General features: G+C 71.1%; 20 protein-coding genes, 1 tRNA gene and 1 pseudogene. 10 read left to right on the top strand and 12 right to left on the bottom strand.

Annotation, left to right across the window (positions count from 1 at the left end; all coding sequences use genetic code 11):
- The first annotated feature begins 101 nt into the window (after window positions 1–101).
- The 4 genes from IEY56_RS03885 to pntB all read left to right on the top strand — a co-directional run bounded on the left by IEY56_RS03885 (window position 102) and on the right by pntB (window position 5,248).
- Window positions 102–1,646, top strand: a complete 1,545-nt coding sequence (locus IEY56_RS03885; protein ID WP_189035621.1) for an aldehyde dehydrogenase family protein — start codon at window positions 102–104, stop codon at window positions 1,644–1,646.
- A gap of 134 nt (window positions 1,647–1,780) precedes the next feature.
- A tRNA-Leu gene (locus IEY56_RS03880) sits at window positions 1,781–1,865 on the top strand.
- 371 nt (window positions 1,866–2,236) lie between these two features.
- The gene (locus IEY56_RS03875) at window positions 2,237–3,781 is read left to right on the top strand and encodes a Re/Si-specific NAD(P)(+) transhydrogenase subunit alpha (protein WP_189035620.1); all 1,545 of its coding nucleotides are present in this window, start codon (window positions 2,237–2,239) and stop codon (window positions 3,779–3,781) included.
- A gap of 6 nt (window positions 3,782–3,787) precedes the next feature.
- Entirely contained in the window at window positions 3,788–5,248 is a 1,461-nt protein-coding gene (pntB, locus tag IEY56_RS03870; RefSeq protein WP_189035619.1) for a Re/Si-specific NAD(P)(+) transhydrogenase subunit beta, read from the top strand.
- A 118-nt stretch (window positions 5,249–5,366) separates the two neighbouring features.
- On the opposite strand, the gene IEY56_RS03865 is transcribed toward pntB, so the two are convergent.
- Together IEY56_RS03865 and IEY56_RS03860 are read right to left on the bottom strand one after the other, a co-directional pair.
- Window positions 5,367–5,813, bottom strand: a complete 447-nt coding sequence (locus IEY56_RS03865; RefSeq protein ID WP_189035618.1) for a PIN domain-containing protein — start codon at window positions 5,811–5,813, stop codon at window positions 5,367–5,369.
- Window positions 5,810–6,052: a type II toxin-antitoxin system Phd/YefM family antitoxin gene (locus IEY56_RS03860; RefSeq protein WP_189035617.1), complete on the bottom strand. Its 243-nt coding sequence runs from the start codon at window positions 6,050–6,052 to the stop codon at window positions 5,810–5,812. Before IEY56_RS03860 ends, IEY56_RS03865 begins: the two co-directional genes overlap by 4 nt.
- Before the next feature lie 221 nt (window positions 6,053–6,273).
- Here IEY56_RS03860 and IEY56_RS03855 point away from each other — a divergent pair, with 221 nt between their 5' ends.
- Complete coding sequence (locus IEY56_RS03855; protein ID WP_189035616.1) at window positions 6,274–7,476, top strand: Glu/Leu/Phe/Val dehydrogenase dimerization domain-containing protein; 1,203 nt, start codon at window positions 6,274–6,276, stop codon at window positions 7,474–7,476.
- Between the two features lie 119 nt (window positions 7,477–7,595).
- Here IEY56_RS03855 and IEY56_RS03850 read toward each other — a convergent pair whose 3' ends face one another.
- Entirely contained in the window at window positions 7,596–8,054 is a 459-nt protein-coding gene (locus IEY56_RS03850; RefSeq protein WP_229711586.1) for an ATP-binding protein, read from the bottom strand.
- A 146-nt stretch (window positions 8,055–8,200) separates the two neighbouring features.
- On the opposite strand from IEY56_RS03850, the gene IEY56_RS03845 reads away from it, so the two are divergent.
- The 3 genes from IEY56_RS03845 to IEY56_RS03835 all read left to right on the top strand — a co-directional run bounded on the left by IEY56_RS03845 (window position 8,201) and on the right by IEY56_RS03835 (window position 9,603).
- Window positions 8,201–9,088, top strand: coding sequence for a helix-turn-helix domain-containing protein (locus tag IEY56_RS03845; RefSeq protein ID WP_229711585.1), 888 nt, complete (start codon window positions 8,201–8,203; stop codon window positions 9,086–9,088).
- On the top strand, window positions 9,085–9,297 hold the full coding sequence (locus IEY56_RS03840; RefSeq protein WP_189035615.1) for a DUF397 domain-containing protein: 213 nt from the start codon (window positions 9,085–9,087) through the stop codon (window positions 9,295–9,297). Before IEY56_RS03845 ends, IEY56_RS03840 begins: the two co-directional genes overlap by 4 nt.
- Before the next feature lie 93 nt (window positions 9,298–9,390).
- Window positions 9,391–9,603, top strand: a complete 213-nt coding sequence (locus IEY56_RS03835) for a DUF397 domain-containing protein (protein WP_189035614.1) — start codon at window positions 9,391–9,393, stop codon at window positions 9,601–9,603.
- Window positions 9,604–9,786: 183 nt separating this feature from the next.
- Here IEY56_RS03835 and IEY56_RS03830 read toward each other — a convergent pair whose 3' ends face one another.
- The 7 genes from IEY56_RS03830 to IEY56_RS03800 form a co-directional block, all read right to left on the bottom strand.
- The gene (locus IEY56_RS03830; protein WP_189035613.1) at window positions 9,787–11,142 is read right to left on the bottom strand and encodes a M14 family metallopeptidase; all 1,356 of its coding nucleotides are present in this window, start codon (window positions 11,140–11,142) and stop codon (window positions 9,787–9,789) included.
- 208 nt (window positions 11,143–11,350) lie between these two features.
- Entirely contained in the window at window positions 11,351–12,565 is a 1,215-nt protein-coding gene (locus IEY56_RS03825) for a S8 family peptidase (protein WP_373292024.1), read from the bottom strand.
- Window positions 12,566–12,950: 385 nt separating this feature from the next.
- Window positions 12,951–14,261 (bottom strand): helix-turn-helix domain-containing protein, encoded by a 1,311-nt coding sequence (locus IEY56_RS03820; RefSeq protein ID WP_189035611.1) that lies wholly within the window; start codon window positions 14,259–14,261, stop codon window positions 12,951–12,953.
- 264 nt (window positions 14,262–14,525) lie between these two features.
- Window positions 14,526–14,777 carry a DUF6332 family protein gene (locus IEY56_RS03815; RefSeq protein ID WP_189035610.1) on the bottom strand — a complete coding sequence of 84 codons (252 nt, stop codon included), beginning with the start codon at window positions 14,775–14,777 and terminating at the stop codon, window positions 14,526–14,528.
- A gap of 182 nt (window positions 14,778–14,959) precedes the next feature.
- On the bottom strand, window positions 14,960–15,823 hold the full coding sequence (gene vph / locus IEY56_RS03810; RefSeq protein WP_189035609.1) for a viomycin phosphotransferase: 864 nt from the start codon (window positions 15,821–15,823) through the stop codon (window positions 14,960–14,962).
- Window positions 15,824–15,947: 124 nt separating this feature from the next.
- Window positions 15,948–16,475: an SMI1/KNR4 family protein gene (locus IEY56_RS03805; protein WP_189035608.1), complete on the bottom strand. Its 528-nt coding sequence runs from the start codon at window positions 16,473–16,475 to the stop codon at window positions 15,948–15,950.
- Window positions 16,476–16,595: 120 nt separating this feature from the next.
- Window positions 16,596–17,504 carry a hypothetical protein gene (locus IEY56_RS03800; protein WP_189035607.1) on the bottom strand — a complete coding sequence of 303 codons (909 nt, stop codon included), beginning with the start codon at window positions 17,502–17,504 and terminating at the stop codon, window positions 16,596–16,598.
- Window positions 17,505–17,769: 265 nt separating this feature from the next.
- Between IEY56_RS03800 and IEY56_RS03795 the strand changes: the two genes are divergently transcribed.
- Window positions 17,770–18,192, top strand: a complete 423-nt coding sequence (locus IEY56_RS03795; RefSeq protein WP_189035606.1) for a PaaI family thioesterase — start codon at window positions 17,770–17,772, stop codon at window positions 18,190–18,192.
- 52 nt (window positions 18,193–18,244) lie between these two features.
- On the opposite strand, the gene IEY56_RS03790 is transcribed toward IEY56_RS03795, so the two are convergent.
- Window positions 18,245–18,691, bottom strand: coding sequence for a PaaI family thioesterase (locus IEY56_RS03790; RefSeq protein WP_189035605.1), 447 nt, complete (start codon window positions 18,689–18,691; stop codon window positions 18,245–18,247).
- 38 nt (window positions 18,692–18,729) lie between these two features.
- Window positions 18,730–19,038: pseudogene (locus tag IEY56_RS03785) on the bottom strand (DUF2238 domain-containing protein); the annotation flags it as partial.
- Between the two features lie 177 nt (window positions 19,039–19,215).
- On the opposite strand from IEY56_RS03785, the gene IEY56_RS03780 reads away from it, so the two are divergent.
- Window positions 19,216–20,109 carry a hypothetical protein gene (locus tag IEY56_RS03780; RefSeq protein WP_189035604.1) on the top strand — a complete coding sequence of 298 codons (894 nt, stop codon included), beginning with the start codon at window positions 19,216–19,218 and terminating at the stop codon, window positions 20,107–20,109.
- The last annotated feature ends 35 nt before the right edge of the window (window positions 20,110–20,144 follow it).

The following is a 20,144-nucleotide window of genomic DNA, read 5'->3' as shown; positions in this document are numbered from 1 at the left end:
TACTGTCCAGTAATAACACCGGGCGTTCCCCGTGCAATGAGGGATGTTCGCGTGCAACCCCCCACAACCCGCCCCGTACTGCAACGAGAGCGGAGACCGCGATGGGCCACCGACCCACATCCGCACCCGTCACCCCGCCCACCCTCGCGCTCAAACCCGGCACCGCCTGGAGCGACGTGTGGCGGCGCTGCCGCGAGCTCGCGCCGGAGGCCTTCGCCGACGACGGCCGCGTGTTCGCCCTGTGGCGCGGCGGCTGGCAGGCGGGCGGCGCGTCGCGGCAGGCCACGAGCCCCGTCGACGGCACCCGGGTGTGCGCACCGCCGTCGCTCGACGCCGGCACGGCGCGCCAGGCCGTCTCCGCCGCCCTGGACCAGCACCGCGCCTGGCGCCACGTGGCACTGTCCGAACGCCGGGCCCGCGTGGCCGCGACCCTCGACGCCCTCGCCGAACACCGCGAACTGCTCGCGCTGCTGCTGGTCTGGGACATCGGCAAGCCGTGGCGGCTCGCACGGGCCGACGTCGACAGGGCCGTCGACGGCGTGCGCTGGTACGTCGACCGGATCGACACGATGCTCGACGGCCGCACGCCGCTGCCCGGCCCCGTGAGCAACCTCCCCGGCTGGAACAACCCGATGAGCGTGCTCGTACGCGCCATGCTCGTCCAGGCGCTCGCCGGCAACGCCGTCATCGCCAGGGCTCCGGCCGAGGGGGGAGCCGCCGGGCTGACGCTGGCGTGCGCCCTCGCGGCACGCGAAGGGCTGCCGCTCACCCTCGTCGGCGGCGACGACCCGGAAGTGACCGGACACCTCGTGCGCGCACCGGAGATCGGCTGCTTCTCCTTCGCCGGCGGAGGAGACACGGCGCCGGCCGCGGACGCCGGCAAGCGGCACATCGCGGAGACGGAAGGGCTGAACTCCTGGGGAGTCTGGGACTACTCGGACTGGGAGGCCCTCACCCCGCTCATCCGCGGCACGTTCGAGCACGCGAAGCAACGCGGCGGCTCCTGCCCCAGGTTCGTCGTGCAGCGACGCCTCTTCGCGGGCTTCCTCGACGCCTACCTCGCCGCCGTCCGCTCCGTGCGCTTCGGCCATCCGCTCGCGGTGGCGCACCCCGAGGACTACCTGCCGGAACTCGACTTCGGCCCGCTGATCGACGCGGCGACCGCCGCGGAGCTGGCAGCCCGGACACAAGAGGCCGTCGAGCACGGTGCGGTGCCCCTCTACCAGGGCACCCTCGCGGACGGCCGCTTCCTTCCGGGGCAGGACACCTCCGCCTACCTGCCGCCCACGGCGCTGCTCTCGCCGCCGCCCTCCTCGCCGCTGCGCCGCGGGGAGTCCGCCGGCCCGGTCGGCACCGTCGTCCTGGCCGACTCCGAGGCGGAGCTCGTCGCCGGGATGAACGCCGGGGACGACGCCCTCACCGCGACCCTGTCCACCGACGACGGGGCGCTGTACGACCGGCTCGCCCCCCGCATCCGGGCGGCCAGGACCGACCGCAACAGACCCCGCTCCCGGCCCGGCGCCTTCGCCGGGGGCGAACTCCTCGTGCACGCCGTCACCGACGGCCGGCCCGGCGGGAGACCGCCCGGCGGCCTTCCCGGTGGCGGTACCCGGCCGAAGGCCGGATCCCCGCAGGCGGCGGCCTGACCGCCCGCCCGCACGGCGGCCCGGCGACTGTCTGCCGGGGCGCCGCTCACTCGGCGATTACGGAGGTGAAGAGCGATCCGAAAGCTTGGTATGGTTGTCCCCGTCGCCACGGCAGAGCCGGGGCGATACACCTTGTCCGGGTGGCGGAATGGCAGACGCGCTAGCTTGAGGTGCTAGTGCCCTTTACAGGGCGTGGGGGTTCAAGTCCCCCCTCGGACACTCTCATTGCGGCGGTGCCGGTCGGTTCTCGACCGGCACCAGCGGATTCTCCTCTTCTCAGGTTTCCGTTCTTCTCCCCTCGCCGATGGGCTTGTCCGACGGCAGTCGCCGTCCCCTCCGCACAGTCGCGCGCAACCGCCGGAACCGGCTGACGCGCTCGTGCGTCTCGTCGGCGCCCCCTCCTCGCCAAAGCGGCTTCCGCGGCACCGGCGGACGCCCCACCCCGTGACAGCAGGCAGCCCGTTGCGGGAGAGTCCTCGCTCTCCGTCGCAGGCACGCAGACACTACGAAGAAGAACCCTGAGCAGACCCGTCAGCTGGCCGTCCGGCCCCACGGACCACCCAGCGCCCATACCGCGCAAAGGGAGACCGATGTCAGATCCACAGCCGCTCCACGTAGGCGTAGCCGCCGAGTCGAGAGCCGGAGAGACCCGGGTGGCGGCCACGCCCGAGACCGTCCGGCACATCATCAAGCTCGGCTACGAGGTCGTCGTCGAGTCCGGAGCCGGCGAGGCCTCGGGCTTTCCCGACGAGAAGTACACCGAGGCGGGCGCGAGCATCGGAGGCGCCTGGCAGTCGGACGTCGTCCTGAAGATCAACGAGCCGTCGCAGGAGGAGATCGCGCGGCTCAAGGACGGGGCGACGCTCATCGGGATGATCGGCCCGGGCCTCAACCCCGGGCTCCTGGACGAGCTCGCGCAGCGCCCCGTCACGGTGCTGTCCATGGACGCCGTGCCGCGGATCTCCCGGGCCCAGTCGATGGACGTGCTCAGCTCGATGGCCAACATCGCCGGCTACCGGGCGGTCGTCGAGGCGGCCCACGTCTTCGGCCGGTTCTTCACCGGCCAGGTCACCGCGGCGGGGAAGGTGCCGCCGGCCAAGGTGCTGGTGGCGGGAGCGGGAGTCGCCGGTCTCGCGGCGATCGGCGCGGCGTCCAGCCTCGGCGCGGTCGTACGCGCGACCGACCCCCGGCCGGAGGTGGCCGACCAGGTCCGCTCCCTCGGCGGGGAGTACCTCGCGGTCGAGGTCGAGCAGGAGGCGTCCGCCGACGGATACGCCAAGCAGACCTCCGAGGAGTACAACCGCCGTGCCGCGGAGATCTACAGCGAGCAGGCGGCCGACGTCGACATCATCGTCACTACGGCGCTCATCCCCGGGAAGCCTGCTCCCCGGCTGGTCACTGCGGCGGACGTCGCGTCGATGAAGCCCGGCAGCGTCATCGTGGACATGGCGGCCGCGCAGGGCGGCAACGTCGAGGGGACGGTCCCCGGGAAGGCCGTCGTCACGGACAACGGCGTGACCATCGTCGGCTACACCGACCTCCCCGGGAGGCTTCCCGCCCAGGCGTCCCAGCTCTACGGAACCAACCTCGTCAACCTTCTGAAGCTGCTCACCCCGGAGAAGGACGGGCAGCTGCGGGTGGACTTCGACGACGTCGTCCAGCGCTCCGTCACCGTGGTCCGCGACGGTGAGAAGACCTGGCCGCCCCCGCCCGTTCAGGTGTCGGCGGCGAAACCGGCGGCAGCGGAGGAGAAGGCCCCCGCACCGGCGGCGGAGGAGAAGCCCGGCCTGTCGCCCGCCGCCAAGCACACCCTCACCGGTGCGGGAATGGCGGCGCTGTTCGCGCTGATCGCCGTCTCACCGGCACAACTGCAGAGGAACTTCACGGTCTTCGCGCTCGCCGTCGTCATCGGCTACTACGTCATCGGGAAGGTGCACCACGCCCTGCACACGCCGCTGATGTCGGTGACGAACGCGATCTCGGGGATCGTCGTCGTCGGGGCGCTGCTGCAGATCGGGCACGAGGGGACGGCCGTCACCGTCCTGTCCTTCGTAGCGATCCTGCTGACCAGCATCAACATCTTCGGAGGCTTCTCCGTCACCCGCCGCATGCTCGGCATGTTCTCGAAAGGCTGAGGCCCCATGGACGCCACCACTTCCGCCGCCGAGCTCGTCGCGGCACTCCTGTTCATCCTGAGCCTCGCCGGGCTCTCCCGGCACCGGACCTCCCGTGCGGGGGTGGCCTTCGGGATCTGCGGCATGGCGCTCGCGCTGGTCGCCACGGTCGTCGTCGCCGCCGTCGACATCTCCGCGACCGCCACCGTGCTGATCCTCGTCGCGATGGCGGCCGGGGCGGCCGCCGGCCTGTGGCGGGCCCGTCTCGTGGCGATGACCGAGATGCCGGAACTCATCGCGATCCTGCACAGCTTCGTCGGTGTCGCCGCCGTGCTCGTCGGCTGGAACAGCTACCTCCAGGTCGAGGCGAAGGGCGCGGAGCAGACGCACGTCGCCGCCGAACTCCTGCGCATCCACCACGCGGAGGTCTTCATCGGGATCTTCATCGGCGCGGTCACCTTCACCGGTTCCGTCGTCGCCTACCTGAAGCTGTCCGCGCGCATCAAGTCGCAGCCGCTGGTCCTCCCCGGCAAGAACGCGCTGAACCTCGGCGCGCTGGCCGCCTTCGCCGCGCTGACGGTCTGGTTCGCGATCACCCCCAGCCTCGGTCTGATGATCGCGGTCACCGTCCTCGCGCTCGCCCTCGGAGTGCACCTGGTCGCCTCCATCGGCGGCGGCGACATGCCCGTCGTCGTCTCGATGCTCAACAGCTACTCGGGCTGGGCCGCGGCCGCCGCGGGGTTCCTCCTCGACAACAACCTGCTCATCATCACCGGCGCCCTGGTCGGCTCCTCCGGTGCGTACCTGTCGTACATCATGTGCAAGGGCATGAACCGGTCGTTCATCTCGGTCATCGCCGGAGGCTTCGGTATCGAGGCCCCCGCGAGCGGCGACGCCGATCAGGGCGAGCACCGGGAGACCACCGCGGAGGAGACCGCGGAACTCCTCGACGGGGCGACCTCGGTGATCATCACGCCCGGGTACGGCATGGCCGTCGCCCAGGCCCAGCACCCCGTGGCCGAACTGACCCGCTCGCTGCGGGACCGCGGCGTCGACGTCCGCTTCGGCGTGCACCCCGTCGCCGGGCGGCTGCCCGGGCACATGAACGTCCTGCTCGCCGAGGCGAAGGTGCCCTACGACATCGTGCTCGAGATGGACGAGATCAACGACGACTTCGCGAGCACCTCGGTCGTCCTCGTCATCGGCGCCAACGACACCGTCAACCCGGCGGCGACGGAGGACCCGACCAGTCCGATCGCCGGGATGCCCGTGCTGAAGGCCTGGGAGGCCGAGCACGTCGTCATCTTCAAGCGCTCGATGGCGTCGGGCTACGCCGGTGTGCAGAACCCGCTGTTCTTTCGCGAGAACAGCAGCATGCTCTTCGGCGACGCGAAGCAGAGCGTGGAGGCGATCCTCCGCGCGCTGGGCGACTCGGCACCGGCCGCCGGGTCCGGCGCGGGACGCCAGCCAGCGGGTGCGGGGACCTGAGGGCAACCGGTCACGGGGAGACTCGCTGGCCGGCCGTCGCGCGCGGGGCCGGGCCGCTCTTCACGGGCGGTCCGGCCCCACGCGTCCGCGTGGGTGGGCACTGCGGCTGCCCGTCCTCCTACATGTCCTCCGGCAGCAACTGGAATGCCGGATGGCCAGTGAGCGGGATCATCAGGCGGAAATGCCGGTCCGTGGTGAAGATCGAGTCCGTACGGTACGCGGCGGCCAACGCGACGTTCATCGCGTCCGCAAGGCCGACCCCCTTGCCCTGATCCGCGTCCCGGTAGCCCTCAAGGACGGCGAGGGCGGTACCCATGTGCGGTGCGATCTCTGCTACTTCGAATCGACGCGTGGCGACGTAGCGCTCGATGAAGCGCAGGGCGGTGATCGCCTTGTGGGCCCCGGCCCTCGTCGAGATGAGGTAATCGAGTTCTCCCAGCACCAGCGGGGAGATCACAAGGTGCCGAATGATTCCCAGCGCTTTCTTGTGTTCTTCGTGCCCTGCGAGGTGCGGGTCGAGGAGGCGGTACAGAGCGTTCGTGTCCGCGATGACGACATCGGTCACGAGCCCATGCCTCGCAGGGTGTCCTCGATCTCGTCGTTGCTCACATCCGGCAGGTCCAGGGAGGGGATTTCGATGTCTCCCATGGGGCCGACGGGGTAGGGCGGGACTTCGGCCGCCTCGAACGGGCGCACTATCGCGACTGGACGACCGTTCTTGGTGACCGTGATGGTCTCACCGGCTTCTGCTGCGGCAAGGATTCGCGAAGAGTTCTGGTTGAATTCCCGAGCCGTGGCTTCCATGTAGTACAGGGTAGTACATGTCTGGCGGCGCCGCTTCTCCGCGTCTGAGCTGCACATTCTGGGCCTGAAGCTCTGAGCCTTGCGCCGCAGCACAGCGTGAGGGGCACCGGCCCGTCTCGCGGACGTCCGGTGTACAAGTGGCCCATGGGCTGTCCTCGACGCCGAGAGGGGGCGCCACCGCACGCCCCCGCCGTCGTCACCGATCTTGAGGAGCCCCGTCGATGCCATCGAGCACGTTCCCCGCGCGCGTTCCGCTGGTCTCGCTCACCTGGACCGACCATGTCACCGGCTACCAGGGTCACTTGGTCATCGACCGGCTCGTGCGCGGCGTCTCCAGCGGCGGACTGCGCATGCGCAAAGGCTGCACCCTGGACGAAGTGGCCGGTCTCGCACGCGGCATGACGATGAAGGAAGCCCTCCACTACGACCCTCAGGCCCGCTACATCCCGCTCGGCGGCGCCAAAGGCGGCATCGACTGCGACCCGCGGGACCCCGAGGCGTACGGCGTCCTCGTGCGCTACCTGCGGGCGATGCGCCCGCACATCGAGAGTTTCTGGACGACGGGCGAGGACCTCGGCCTCACCCAGGCAACCGTCGACGCGGCGGCGGCCGAGGCCGGTCTGCGCTCCACCGTCCAGGCCGTCTATCCGCTGCTCGACGACGAACAGGCCGCGCGGAAGCGGCTGGACGAGGCCTTCGCCGTCGACGTGGACGGCATCGGACTAGACGAACTGGCGGGCGGGTGCGGCGTCGCCGAAGCGGTGCTCGCGGGCCTCGACAGGGAGGGAGCGGCGTACGGGGAGACGCGGGTCGCGCTGCAGGGCTTCGGCACCATGGGCGGTTCCGCCGCCCGGTTCCTCGCACATGCCGGACTGAGGATCGTCGCGGTCGCCGACGCCGAAGGGACCGTCGCCAATCCGGCGGGACTCGACGTGGAGGCGCTGCTCGCCGCACGCGACGAATACGGCCGGGTCGACCGAGCCGCCCTGCGCCCCGGCGACGCCGAACTGCCGGGCGGCGCATGGCTGTCCACCGAGGCCGAGGTCCTCGTCCCCGCAGCTGTCTCCTACGCGGTGGACACCGTCAACCAGCGGCAGATCACGGCGCGTTGGGTGGTCGAGGCCGCCAACATGCCCGTACTGCCCGAGGCGGAGGCGCGGCTCGCCGCACGCGGCACCACCGTCCTGCCGGACGTCGTCGTCAACTCCTGCACCAACGCCTGGTGGTGGTGGACCCTCTTCGGCGACATCGGCGCGGACGCGGACGAGGCCTTCGCGTACATCCGGCGCTCGATGCGCGCGCTGATCGACCTGATGCTGGCACGCGCCGAGGCCGACGGAACGAGCCCGCGCGCCGCGGCCCACGCCATCGTGGCGGACCGGCTGCCCGTCATCGCGGAGCGGTTCGGGTGGTACGGGGGCTGACAGTAGGGGGTCATCGTGGCCGAAGGGACCGACCGTGACCGCGGGGGTGTCCATCCTGGACCACGACATCGAGGCGCCGGGGGAGCCCGGCGCGCGCATCACGGCCGGGAGGCCAAGTCTCAGACACAGTGCGGTAGTTGGTACTCCGCCCACACCGTCTTGCCCGGCCCGTCGTCACGCGGCCCCCAGCCCCAGCGGGCGGAGAGCGCCGCGACCATCAGCAGGCCACGGCCGCTGTCACAGTGGCCGGACGGGGCGGAGGTCACGGGCTCGCGCTCCGACCGGGCGTCGGAGACCTCGACACGCACCGACGGGCCGACCACGGTCAGCGTCAGCCGGAAGTCACGTCCCGGAACCCGCCCGTGCCGCACCGCGTTCGCCGCGAGCTCCGCGACGATCAGCACGATGTCGTCGTGCGCGGTGCTGTCGTACGGGATGTCCCATGTCTCAAGCCGGTTCCCCGTCAGCCGGCGGGCGAGGCGTGCGCCGCGCGGTGTGGAGCTGAACCGCATCGCGAAGCGGCCCACTCGGGCGGGGACAGCGGTGGCGCGCATCGGTGGAACCGTCTCGTTCGTCATGCCCGCAACGCTTCACCCGGTGGCGTAGCGTGACCAGAGGTGACGCGCTGCGAGGAGCCGGTTGTACGCGTTGACGCCGCCGTTGTACGCGGCGCGCGGCGTGACCCTTGTGGCGGGAGGGCGTTGGGTGCGGGGAGTGGTCGCCGATGGGGGCAGAGGCAGCGATGACGCAGGACGAGCACGAGCCCGGAGCAGCCGGCCCCGGTGCCGGGGCCGGGACCAGGCCCGAGGACGATCCCGGCAGAGGCGTACTGGTGGCGTTCGGGCGGCAGTTGAAGCTGCTGCGCGTCCAAGCGGGTCTGGACAGATCGGAGTTCGGCAAGCGGACGGGTTACGCGCCGCAGTCCGTCGCCTCCTTCGAGCAGGGACGGCGCATTCCGCCCGCGCGGTTCATCGACTCCGCGGACGAGGCGCTGGGAGCAGGGGGAGTGCTGAAGGCGCTCAAGGACGAGGTGGCCCGTGCTCAATACCCGGCGTTCTTCCGGGACATGGCCAGGTTGGAGGCGCGGGCGATCGGACTCTCCGTGTACGCGAACCACGCGGTGCCGGGGCTCCTTCAGACCGCCGAGTACGCGGGAGCTGTCTTCCGGATACAACGGCCGTTGCTGGAGGACGAGGTCATCGAGCAGCGGCTGACCGCACGGATGACCCGTCAGGAGATCTTCACCCGAAGGCCCGCCCCGCTGCTGAGTTTCGTCGTCGAGGAAGTGGTGCTCCGAAAACCGATCGGCGGCCGGGAGGTCCTGCGGGGACAGCTGGAGCGGATCCTGCTGGCGGGGCAGAACCGCAACGTGGAGATCCAGGTGATGCCCACCGACCGTGAGGATCACGCTGCGCTGGATGGGCCGTTCACGGTGATCGAGACCGCGGACGGCAAGCGGCTCGCGTACACGGAGGTACAGGAGGACAGCCGCATGTACTCCGGTCATCGCAAGGTCCACGAACTGGAGTCGCGCTATAGCATCTTGAGGTCACAGGCGCTCACTCCGTGTGAGTCCCTGGCATTCGTCGAAGATCTGCTGGGAGTGGGATGAGCATCGAGACAGTTGAGTCGGCTCTTCCGGAGTCGGCATGGTTCAAGAGCAGTTACAGCGGTGGTGGCGGCGGTGAGTGCGTGGAGGTCGCGGCGGCCGGTGGCGCTGTGCACGTGCGGGACTCGAAGTCGGCTGCCGGTCCCGTCCTCACCGTCGGGCCCGAAGCGTGGGCCGGGTTCCTCGGGTTGGCAGTCGAGCGGCTCGACTGATCCGAGCCGGAGCCAGGCCCGGGGCCTATGTCGGTCACAGGCGCTCACCCCGAGTGAGTCCCTGACAATCGTCGAAGATCTGCTGGGAGTGGGATGAGCATCAAGACATCTGAGTCGGCTCTTCCGGAGTCGGCATGGTTCAAGAGCAGTTACAGCGGCGGAGCTGGCGGTGAGTGCGTGGAGGTCGCGGCGGCCGGTGGCGCTGTGCACGTGCGGGACTCGAAGTCGGCTGCCGGTCCCGTCCTCACCGTCGGGCCCGAGGCGTGGGCCGGGTTCCTCGGGTTGGCAGTCGAGCGGCTCGACTGATCTTCCCGTCCAGAAGTCACAGCGGAGCCGGATGAGGTAATACGCGCGGCGGCGGGCCGGGGCACGTGAGGGTGCGTGTCCCGGCCCGCCCGTACCGGCAAGCGCGGTGTGAACGGGCAGGAGGCGGGCGGCAGTTCGCCGTTACTGCTCGTCCCGCCGCCCGCCCGTGCCGGGCGCTGGGGTTCAGGCGCCCGAGCAGTACTCCGCTTCCTTGCCGATGGACCGGTACATGCAGTCGGAGTTCTCGATGAGCTGGAGCACCGCGTCGCGGTTGCGGTCGGTCTCCCGCTCGATGACGTCGTCGGGCGGGTAGAAGCCGCCTTCGAAGATGCTCGTCGGATACATCTCGTAGGTGTAGGCGAAGATCTTCTGGTCGCCCCACAGCCAGTCGTCGATCGAGCCGTCGGTGATGTAGAGATCGCTGGACTGCTCAGGGGTGTAGCCGTTGCTGGCGGCCATCTTCTCGCCGACGGTGGCGAAGGCGTCGCGGTCGTCCTGCGTGAGGCCTTCAGCGGTGTCGTCGGTGGTGTATCCGTAGGGCCAGAGCACCAGTTCGCTGTAGGTGTGGAAGTCGATGGCGGCCTTGATCTGCTGCTTGCCGCCGACCACTCGGGAGCGCACGAAGTCGGCGACGACCTGCACCTCCGGTGCGGACGCGGCGGACGGGCCCCGGTAGGTCTCCGAGCTGGGGCTGCTCGAAGAGCCGCCGCAGCAGCCCCACTTGTAGTCCCAGTTGCGGTTCAGGTCCGTGCCGACGGCGCCCGAGGCGGGCTGGCGGTTCTTGCGCCAGCTGCGGTAGGAGCCGGACTCGATGTCGTACTCGCCGCCGTCCGGGTTGAGGTCGGGGACGATCCAGATCTCGCGGCCGTTCACGGCCTCCGCGATCCGGGAGTCCGTCGCGTAGTCCTCGCCGAACTCGCGCAGCAGGTACAGCGCCATCTCGACGGTCAGGTGCTCGCGGGCGTGCTGGTGGTGCGTGAAGAGGACTTCGGGCTCGTCCTCGTCCGTCGCGACGTTGTCGCTGATCTTGACGGCGATGATGTCCCGGCCCTCGTGCGACTTGCCGATGACCTGCTTGCTCATGATCGACGGGTTCGCCGCCACGCGCTGGTCGATCTCCTCCATCGCCTCGGCGTAGTTGTGGTAGCCGGAGTCCTCGGGCGGGAAGTCCCCGGCCTTGCGGGCCTTGCCGCCGGTGCGTGCCGGAGGGCCGTCGAGCTTCTTCAGCGAGTACCCGAGTTTCCGCAGCTCGCGGGTCTGTGCCGGGTCGGCGGTGACGACGACCGAGTGGTCGTGGACCTCGTCCAGGGAGACCCCGGTGGCCGTGAGCGCGGTGCGGTCCGCGGGGGTGGACGGCCCGTGGATCTCGTACTGCCGCACGGACTCCTCGGCGGTCGCGGAGGACGGCCGGTCCGGGGAGGAGGCGGTGGCGTCGACGGCGGCGGTGAGCGGCGCCGCCAGCGCCAGCGCCAGCAGGGCGGCGACGGTGGTGGACCGTTTTCGGTTCAGCTTCAGGTTCAGCTTCGGACGAAGTCGCATGGCAAATCCTGGATCGGGAGCAGGGGGGTCCCCGGGGCGCGGACGGGGTCCGCGCCCCGGGTCTGGCGTGGCGGGGCGGGGCGTCGTGCGTGGTGCGCGGTGCTTCGTGCGTCGTCCCGGCCCGGCGGCAGGACCGTAGCCGCGCCGCCGAACCGGGACCGGTCCGGCGGGTGAGGGGTGAAACGCCCTTCACCCGCCGGGTGCTGGGTCAGAACAGGCTGTGGAGGAGCTTGTTCGGGGAGCCGGTCATCGGGTCCTGCACCTTGTCGCTCGTGGCGTTGGCCACGAGGGCGTCACTCACCTCGGCGGGGGTCGCCTCGGGGTGGTCGGCCAGGTAGAGGGCGGCGACACCGGCGGCGTGCGGGGAAGCCATCGAGGTGCCGCTGATGGTGTTGGTGGCCGAGTCGTCCGTGATCCAGGACGAGGTGATGTCCACGCCGGGTGCGAACAGGTCCACGCAGGTCCCGTAGTTGGAGAAGGAGGCGCGGGTGTCGGTGTCGTCGGTGGCGCCGACGGTGATCGCCTCGGGCACGCGCGCGGGGCTGGCGTTGCAGGCCTCCTGCGGGTTGCCGAAGATGTCGCCGTTGCCGGCGGCGAGCGCGTAAGTGACGCCGGAGGCGATGGAGTTGCTCACGGCAGCGTCGAGGGTGTCGCTGACGCCGCCGCCGAGGCTCATGTTGGCGACAGCGGGCTTCGCGGCGTTGGCGGTGACCCAGTCGACTCCCGCGACGACGCCGGAGACGCTGCCGGAGCCGCTGCAGCTGAGGACGCGGACGCCGATGACCGAGGCCTCCTTGGCCACGCCGTAGGTGCCGCCGGCCGCCGTTCCGGCGACGTGCGTGCCGTGGCCGTTGCAGTCGTTGCCGTTCTGGCCGTCGCCGACGGTGTCGGTGCCGACGGACGCCCGCCCGCCGAACTCGCTGTGCGACGCGCGGATTCCGGTGTCGATGACGTACACGCTGACGCCGGACGCCGTGGTGTTGTAGGTGTACGAGCCGTCCAGCGGCAGGTCCCGCTGGTCGATCCTGTCGAGCCCCCATGTGGCGTCGGCCTGGGTCTCGTTGAGCGAGACCTTCGAGTCCTGCTCCACGCGTTCGACTCGCGGGTCGGCTGCCAGCTTCCGTGCCTCGCTCTCCGTCATCTTCGCGGCGAAGCCGTTGAGCGCTTCGCGGTAGACGCGGGTGAGGTCGGCGCCGTTGCTGCGGGCGAGGTCAGCCGCGGCGGAGCGGGGCGATTCTGCACCGTCCTTGAGGGTGACGATCCAGCTGCCCGATATCGCTGTGTCAGCGGGGGCGAGCCGGACCTCGGCGGAGGGGGGTGTCGCGCTGTGTGCCGGGGAGCCGGCGAGCTGCATGCCTGTGAGCAGCAGCGCGGCGGGCACGAGGGCGCTCAGACGGCGGGTCGTGGATCTCATGTAGTGCACCAGACCTTTCCTGGACCGGATCTCGGACGCTTATGGACCGGACGGCGTGCCACACCGGCGCAGGGCGCGGTGGGGCGCGCGGACGTGCGACTGGGTCAGGTGGTACACGGGGCAACTGAAGCTGCTTCCGGTTGAGTTGCCCGGCTCGGTCCGCCGTAGGACTCGGTCTCCGCCGCTCCTCTGAGGTGGGGTTCGGGAGCACGGGCCGGTGGGGGCGCGCCGGGTTTGTCAACAGGAGTTATGGAAGCTGTTACCCTGCTGCTGAGAAGTGTGCGTGGCCCCGCGTGCGGCGTCAAGAGCCTTGTGCGGCAAGGCATTTGACGAGAACTTGACGGTGGCCGGACGGCGCGGCGGCTGGGCCCGAGCCCGCGGAACGCGGGCGCCGCTACACCCCTTCGAGCGCGGCCAGACCGCGCCGGTAGACCTCTGCGGCGTCCGCCGTCCGCCCGGCGCGCAGGAGCTGGTCGCCGAGGAGCCGGCAGGTCCCGATGGCCTCGAGCGTGGCGCCGACCAGCAGGTAGCGGTCGATGGCGGAACGGAACAGGGCCTCGGCGGCGGCGTTGTCGCCCCGGTCCACCGCGATCCGCGCCTCGATGCGGTCGAGTTCGGCGGCCTGCTCCGGGTCCTGACGCCCCGCCGCCACCTCCCGGCATTCGCCGACGAGTTCGGCTGCCTCCGTCGGGCGCCCCAACTTGCGTACGATCTCGGCCAGTTCGGCGGTCGCATTGATCCTGCGCTGCACGGCTCCGGTAGCGCTCAGGATGTCCCGCGCCTCACGGAGCTGTTCCTCTGCCTCGGTGAGCCGGCCCCGCCGCGCGGTGAGATAGCCGTGGGCGAAACGGCACATGCCCACCTCGGTGCGCAGCCTCAGATGCTCGTACAGGGCCGTGGCGCGCACGATCGTCTGCTCCGCCTCGTCGTATCTGCCCTGCGCCACGAGGACCCGGTTGACGTGGTAGTAGCCCTGGGCCAGGACGTCCGACGTGCTCACGTCCGGCGCCCTCCGCAGCGCGGCGTCGGCCACGGCCCCGGCCCGGCCCAGGTCCCCCCGTTCCACATGTGGGAGACCGCACGCGGCCAGCAGGGCGAACTCCGCCGTCGGCTGGGACGTCCGTACCGCCTCGCGCAGATGGTCCTCGGCGACGGACAGAGCGTCCTCTATCAGCCCGTTCGCGAACAGCGCCCAGACCCGCCCCATCAGCGCGGGCAGCCGCTCGGCCAGCGGCCGGTCGTGCAGCAGCGCGCCCGCCTCGTCGAACAGCGCGGCCCCGGCGGCCGGATCACCTCCGTGACGGGCGACGAGGCCCAGCCCGTGCCGGCCGAGCGCCCGCAGTGCCCGGTCCCCGTGCCGCGCCGCCTCCGCACTGAGCGCCTCGTAGACGGCGGCCGCCCGTTCCGTGTCGCCCTCGGACAGGGCGACACGTGCCTCGGCCGCCTCGGCCAGCAACGCGCGGCGGCGGCCCGGGGGATAGCCGAAACAGAGGTCCTCGAGGTCCATGCCGAGCCGGGCCGCGAAGTGGGCCGCCGCGGCCGGGGAAGGAGTGCGCTTGCCTCCCTCGATCGAGGACACGTACGCCCTCGTGAACCGGTCGCCCGCCAAGTCCGTCTGTGTCAGGCCCCGTTGGACGCGCAACTCCAGCATCCGCGAGCCGATCCCCGCCACGTCGGCGTCGGGAGGAAACGAGGCGTCGGGCATGCGGGTCACTGTAGGCCCACGGGTGACACGGCATCAGTGCATCGGACAACTTTCCGATCAAGCGCGGGACCGGGGTGTCTGCCAAGGCCGGCGTCCTCGCGGCGTTCTCTCGGACACCGGCCGCTCGACACCGTGCACCGGCGTCGTGATCACGGAACGAGTCGGAGGTACGCCGAAGCGACCCGGCAGCGAAACCGCTGTCGGCCGCTGACCGATCCCCTCGCCGCGATGCCGAATCCCAGATGAACACTCGCAGTCCGGCAGTCAGTTGCCCTTCCGGCGCTGCTCGTCGAACCGGCGCAGCACCCGTACCAAGCGCCACGATCCGGCCGCCGCTCCGAGCAGCGCACCTGCCGACACGCCCTGGTCCTCCGGACCGGACGTGCCGAGAGCCCATGCGAGGGCGAGGACGGCGGCGAAGACCACGGCGGCCAGGGCGACGGCGGTCACCAGGGCGAAACCGATCTCCACCGTCATCGCGTCCTTGTCCCACCGCGACTCACGCCCCTTGTCCATGCCGCAAGTCTCACACCACGGTCAAGGCAGGGCGCGCGCCCGGGGCGAAGGGAAAGGGGAGCAACTACCGGAGGAGTGGCGCCGGTTGAGGTGGTCGTGGTCTCCGGATGCTCCCGGCCTGTGTCCGTGCACCGGTGTTCTTGAGCCGGGTGCCGGGTGCCGGGTGCCGGGTGCCGGGCGCTTCAGCGGTAGCCGGCCAGGCCGTCCGAGAGTTCCTCCTCGTCACCGTCGCGGATCGCGAAAAGGGCCTGCTGCAGGGCGAACGTGCCGTGGATCGCGGTGACGCGGGTGAGGAGCCCGTGGTCCGGCCGGCCGTCCAAGGCGACCACCTGCTCCAGGAACTCGCGGCCGTAGCCCGCGCCGACGGCTGCGAGGTCCTCGGCCGGATCGCCGAGCGCGACGTCGTCCCAGTCGAGGACTCCGGAGAGGTGTGGCAGGCCGTCCGTCCACTCCCACAGGACGTTCCCGGCTCCCAGGTCACCGTGCACCACCGCCAGGGTGAGGTGGGGAAGAGCGCCGGCCGCTTCGAGTTCCCGCTCCGCCCGGAGACGCCCGGAGCCGGACATGAGGGGGAACAGCTCCGCGCGCACATCCTCGGCGAACCGCCGCCAGCGGTCGCTTCGTACGTGGGGGAGAGCTGCCCGCGCCGTCTCGTCGGTGCCGGCGCGGGCCAGGCCGGACAGCAGGGTGGCGTACTGCGCCGCCGCCGTGGCAGCCACCCGCGCGTCGCCAAGCGCGCCGCGCTCGAGAGGTTCACCGGGAATGCGGCTGAGGACCAGGAACGGCACCTCTTCCGTGCCCTCGGCGCCGCCCCGCGACAGTGGTTCAGGCGTGCGGAAGCCGAGGTCGAGCCCGGCGAGTGCGTGCAGGGCGGCCGCCCGCTCGGGCAGCCGCCCTGCCGCCCCTCGGGTGCGGGGCAGGCACACGACGCGGTCCGAGCCGATGACCACGGTGTGGAACTGCCCCTGCCGTACGGGAAGTTCCTCCAGCTTGTCACCGGGCAGCAGGCGGTTCAGCAGAGCGCGATGCGTCGTACGGATGCTCACGGTGCGACCTCCTCGCCAACGGCGGTTGTCCGCGCCTGTACGGGCGGGGATGTCGTCCAGGATGACGCGGACCGGGGGCGCCGCCGGATCGGGCCGCGCCGCACGGTCTCCGGAAGGGCCCGGCTCAGCGGCAGAGTGCCTCGAAGTCCTGGACGAAGGACGGGAACTCGGCCCGTGCGCCGTCGATGATCTCGCCGGCGGGCCTGCGCGGGGTGCGCGCGTGGCGCTCGGCGATCTCGGTGAGGCGTGTGTCGGGGCGCCCATCGCGGCTCCCGAACTCGACGGCCTCCATCGGCCCTACGCCGTCGGCCAGGAGCCAGAGGAAGTCGGAGAGGCTGCCCGCCACCACGGCGAGCGCGCCCTCCGAACCCATGAACACCACGGGCTGATCGGACAGCCCCCGGCCCGGCCGCGCCAGCCAGAGGGCGGCGAGCCCCCCGGTGCCGTCCTGTCCGAAGACGCGGTAGGCGCTGCCGTCGGCTGTGCGGTCACCCGTCCAGTCGCGGATCCAGCCCGTCGTCTCCTCGGCGGATTCGAAGGCGCTGTAGGGCTCGAAGTCGATGCCGTCGCCGTCGGCGTAGTCGAACTCGACGCCTGCCACGTCGGCGAGGGCGGGAGGAAGGCAGCGGTCGTCCGTGCTCGTTTCAGTCACCCGCGCAGGGTAGGCCGTGCCGCCGACATCGCCCGCCTCTGACCGCTGCCTTCCCGCCCGTCGACCGGTTCCGCGGGACGGCCTTGTCGGGTGGCGGACCCGACTCGCTGATCGAAGTCGTCAGTTGACGCGTTCGTAGGTGGCGAGAGTCTTGTCCCGGTAGCCGTCCGCGTCATCGCTCTCCACCGACGTGGTCAGACGCAGCGAGCCGCCCTTGAACTCGAGATTCTTCGGCATGCTGTTCTCGGGCGGGCAGAGCGCATCGGGGTTCCTCCCCTTGACCTTGTCCATGTCGTAGGGCAGTTGCACGACGTCGCCGATCATGTCGACCTGGCCGTGTGCCTCGCACTCGCCGTCGGACGTGGTGATGGTGACACGCGGGGGCTTGGCCCCGCCCTGCTCGAGGGTGACCCGGTGGCTGCCGTCCTCCGCGCGCCAGGTGCCGACGAAGGACTTCCGGATGCCTTCCCAGGCGGTCCTCTTGTCGAATCCGCCGTCCGGCGTCCACAGCAGGGTCCTCGTCCCGCTGTGCCACTTGTCGACGAAGCGCACGCCGTCGTCGATGAAGCGGGCGCGGGGCCAGCCGTCCGTCCCCTTCTCGACGTCGGTGTCCCAGTCGGACAGTTCGCCTTCGGCGACGACGGCGACCGACCAGTCCGGAGCCTGGTCCTCCCGGCAGGCGTGCCCGAAGTCGGCGATCGCCGCGACCCTGTCGCCGCGTGCGCGCAGCTTGATGCCCCGGCACGGTCCGGCCTTCGTGCGGTGGATCGTCCTGGCGGTGGTCCATCTTCCCCTCGTGGACCGCTGGTGCCGTTCGATCAGCCCTTTCCCCGGCCGGTAGCGCATCTCGACCCAGCGGCCGTCCGCGAGCTGGATGACGGACCGGTCGTCGTTGCTCTCGATCTGCCGGGAGTCGCTCTTCAACTCCTTCGCGTTCTCCGCCGCTTCCTGCGGGTCGGCGCATCCGGCGCCGACCGCCGCGACCAGCAGTGCGGGGATGCAGAGCGTGAGGGCGCTCCTGGATCTCATTGGCGGATTCCTCCGTGCCGTGGGGCTGGACTCCGTCTGTCCACTTCACTGCTCGGACCGAATGCGTCATGAAACCGGTTCCAACTCGCGAGTAACAGTGCGGTGACCGCTCCGCCCCGTCGAGGCCCGACACCGTCGCCATGCCGTCGTCCACGCACCGGTGGCACGTCGGCCGGAACACGACGGTGCCTCGCTGCACACGGCCGTAACTCCTGGCAGAGTGCGCCGTGTTGTTTCTGCAGGAGACCGGCTGAGGAGGACACCGATGGCGGACGAGGCGAACGGAGCGAAGGGCGGTCCGACGCCCGCGGCGCTACTGGCCTCGATGCCCTTCGCCGCGCGGCTCGGCATGACGCTCGAGACGGCGGGCGCCGAGGAGTCGGTGGGCACGCTGGCGTGGTCGGAGGAGCTGTGCACCGTGGGGGGCGTGCTGCACGGCGGCGCGCTGATGTCGCTGGCGGACGCGGTCGGCGCGGTGTGCGCGTTCCTGAACCTGCCGGCGGGCGCCGGTACGACGACGGTGGAGTCGAAGACGAACTTCCTGCGCGGCGTCCGCTCCGGCGTGGTGACGGCCACGTCGCGTCCGCTGCACGTGGGCGGCACCCTCATCGTCGTCCAGACCCGGCTCACGGATGGCGAGGACCGCCTCGTGGGCCATACGACCCAGAGCCAGCTCGTCGTCAAGTAGGCGGAGAGGGGCGGGAGTTGCGTCGCGCTCGCGGCCTTCGGGGGCCTCTCCTTCAGACCGCCCCTGCCGCGTCGGCCAGCGCGATGACACGTGCCGTGGCCGTCGCGGTGGCGACCGTCGTCCCGTCGCTGCCGGCGAGCGACGCCTCGAGGAACGCCAGGTCGCCTTCTCTGCGCGTCACTTGACCGCTCCCCAGGAACCGGCCGGGCCGCGCGGGACGCCAGAAGGCGACCTTCAGCTCCAGAGTCGACTGGAACTGTCCGGGTTCGAGCGTCGCGAGCAGCGCCGGCCCCACCGTGTCGTAGAGCATCGCTGAGAGGAACGCGCCCAGGACGTTGCCCACGGGGTTGGTGAAGTCCTCGGTGGCGGTGAACGCCACCTCGATCGTGCCCCGTTCGGGGTCCGCGTCGACGAACTCGAAGCCGAGGGCGGCCGCCGCCCGGGGCAGCGGTGCGCGCCCCGTGATCCCGTCCCAGAAGGGGCCCGTCCGCTCCGGCATCGTCCGTCCTCGCCGCTCGTCCTGATGCTTACTCCGTCCTAACCGCCGGACGGGCCGCGACGTTGCGCCTCGAGGGCGCCGAGCTGCCGGTCGTGGGCCCTGCTGAGGAGGAGCAGCGCCGTTGTGGCGCCGACGAGGGCGAGGAACATGTCCCACTGCGTGTCCCACACATCGCCCTGGGTGGCGAGGAAGTCGTACGCGCCGGGACCCCCGACGACCGCCGCCCACCACTCGATCATCTCGAAGAACGCGCTGAACGCCAGGCATCCGCAGACCGTCAGCGGGGCGAGCCAGCGGCTGCCCCGCAGGGGCGAACGGCGCACCAGGATCTCTCTCACCAGGACGGCGCGCGGCCGTCCGCCCGTACGGCTTCCGGGGGCGGGCTCCCACGGTCGTGTGCGCAGCCGTTCACCCGCTCGTCAGCCCGTGGGCCGGCCGAATCTACCCCGGGGCGGGGGAGCGGGAGCCGGGAAGTACGCTTTCGTGTGCGTTGCACACAGGGGGAGCGCGAGGGGGAGTCAGCCATGAGGCAAGTCGACAAGATGCTGCGCGAGATGTCCGGCGCGCACACGGTGCAGGTCGTCGACAGGTGGGGCTCCACCAAGAAGCTGGCCCGACTGGTGCTGGTCGCCGAGCAGTTCGGCTTCATGTACGGGGACACGCACCAGACCGGCGGCCGGGCGCCCAAGACGGTACTGACGCTGCACCGCGACCCGAGCCCCGAGGCCCAGCACCGTGCGGCGGACAACGCGGCCCGCTACCCGCAGGCCCTCAACGGCGGCGACCTCCCCGGCATGCAGCCGGGGTTCAAGCTCACGCCGGTGCCCGAGGCCCACCCTCACCTGGAGCTGCTCAAGGCGCGGGTCACGTACGACCTCACCGGGAAGAACGCCGAGAAGCGCGTGCTCATGGGTGCGATCGGGCTGACAGCGGGATTCGCCTTCCTGCTGATCCGCAACGTCGCCTCGGACAGGACGCCCGTCGCCCCCATCGTGGGCTGGGGCTTCCTCATGCTGATCATCGCCTGCGGATTCCTGTGGACCCGCAGGAGGAACAAGCGGTCGGCGGACGTGCTGCGGCAGGCCGGGCTCGTGCCCGTACAGGACGGGCAGGGACGCACCCGGTACCTGCCTCCAGGTGCTCAACTCCCGGGCTCGCACGATCCGTTCGCCCAGCAGGCGCCCGGCGTCCAGCCGCAGCAGTGCGCGCCGGGGCCGTACGGCCACCCCGGTGCCGGGCAGGCTCCCGGCCCGCAGCAGCCCCCGTACCCGCAGCAGGGCCCGTACGGCGGCCCCGGCCAGCAGCCGCCCTGGCCGCAGCAAGGCCCCTACCAGCCGCAACCCGGCCAGGCGCCGTTCCCTTACGGCGCTCCGCAACCGCCGGCGGGCAACCCGCATCAGTACGGGAAGGGAAGCTAGAGCACATCGCCCGGCTCCCCGGGACTTCCTCGCTC

It is taken from the genome of Streptomyces daqingensis (assembly GCF_014645895.1).
In the GTDB taxonomy this organism is placed as follows: domain Bacteria; phylum Actinomycetota; class Actinomycetes; order Streptomycetales; family Streptomycetaceae; genus Streptomyces; species Streptomyces daqingensis.
Note: the sequence above shows the minus strand (reverse complement) of the source record. Positions and strands in the feature narration are given on the sequence as shown.

Coding starts and splice junctions, on each gene's coding strand:
- IEY56_RS03885 (WP_189035621.1), top strand. CDS start 102: ATGGGCCACCGACCCACATCCGCACCCGTCACCCCGCCCACCCTCGCG.
- IEY56_RS03875 (WP_189035620.1), top strand. CDS start 2,237: ATGTCAGATCCACAGCCGCTCCACGTAGGCGTAGCCGCCGAGTCGAGA.
- pntB (WP_189035619.1), top strand. CDS start 3,788: ATGGACGCCACCACTTCCGCCGCCGAGCTCGTCGCGGCACTCCTGTTC.
- IEY56_RS03860 (WP_189035617.1), bottom strand. CDS start 6,052: ATGGAAGCCACGGCTCGGGAATTCAACCAGAACTCTTCGCGAATCCTT.
- IEY56_RS03855 (WP_189035616.1), top strand. CDS start 6,274: ATGCCATCGAGCACGTTCCCCGCGCGCGTTCCGCTGGTCTCGCTCACC.
- IEY56_RS03850 (WP_229711586.1), bottom strand. CDS start 8,054: ATGACGAACGAGACGGTTCCACCGATGCGCGCCACCGCTGTCCCCGCC.
- IEY56_RS03845 (WP_229711585.1), top strand. CDS start 8,201: ATGGGGGCAGAGGCAGCGATGACGCAGGACGAGCACGAGCCCGGAGCA.
- IEY56_RS03840 (WP_189035615.1), top strand. CDS start 9,085: ATGAGCATCGAGACAGTTGAGTCGGCTCTTCCGGAGTCGGCATGGTTC.
- IEY56_RS03835 (WP_189035614.1), top strand. CDS start 9,391: ATGAGCATCAAGACATCTGAGTCGGCTCTTCCGGAGTCGGCATGGTTC.
- IEY56_RS03830 (WP_189035613.1), bottom strand. CDS start 11,142: ATGCGACTTCGTCCGAAGCTGAACCTGAAGCTGAACCGAAAACGGTCC.
- IEY56_RS03820 (WP_189035611.1), bottom strand. CDS start 14,261: ATGCCCGACGCCTCGTTTCCTCCCGACGCCGACGTGGCGGGGATCGGC.
- IEY56_RS03815 (WP_189035610.1), bottom strand. CDS start 14,777: ATGGACAAGGGGCGTGAGTCGCGGTGGGACAAGGACGCGATGACGGTG.
- IEY56_RS03800 (WP_189035607.1), bottom strand. CDS start 17,504: ATGAGATCCAGGAGCGCCCTCACGCTCTGCATCCCCGCACTGCTGGTC.
- IEY56_RS03795 (WP_189035606.1), top strand. CDS start 17,770: ATGGCGGACGAGGCGAACGGAGCGAAGGGCGGTCCGACGCCCGCGGCG.
- IEY56_RS03790 (WP_189035605.1), bottom strand. CDS start 18,691: ATGCCGGAGCGGACGGGCCCCTTCTGGGACGGGATCACGGGGCGCGCA.
- IEY56_RS03780 (WP_189035604.1), top strand. CDS start 19,216: ATGAGGCAAGTCGACAAGATGCTGCGCGAGATGTCCGGCGCGCACACG.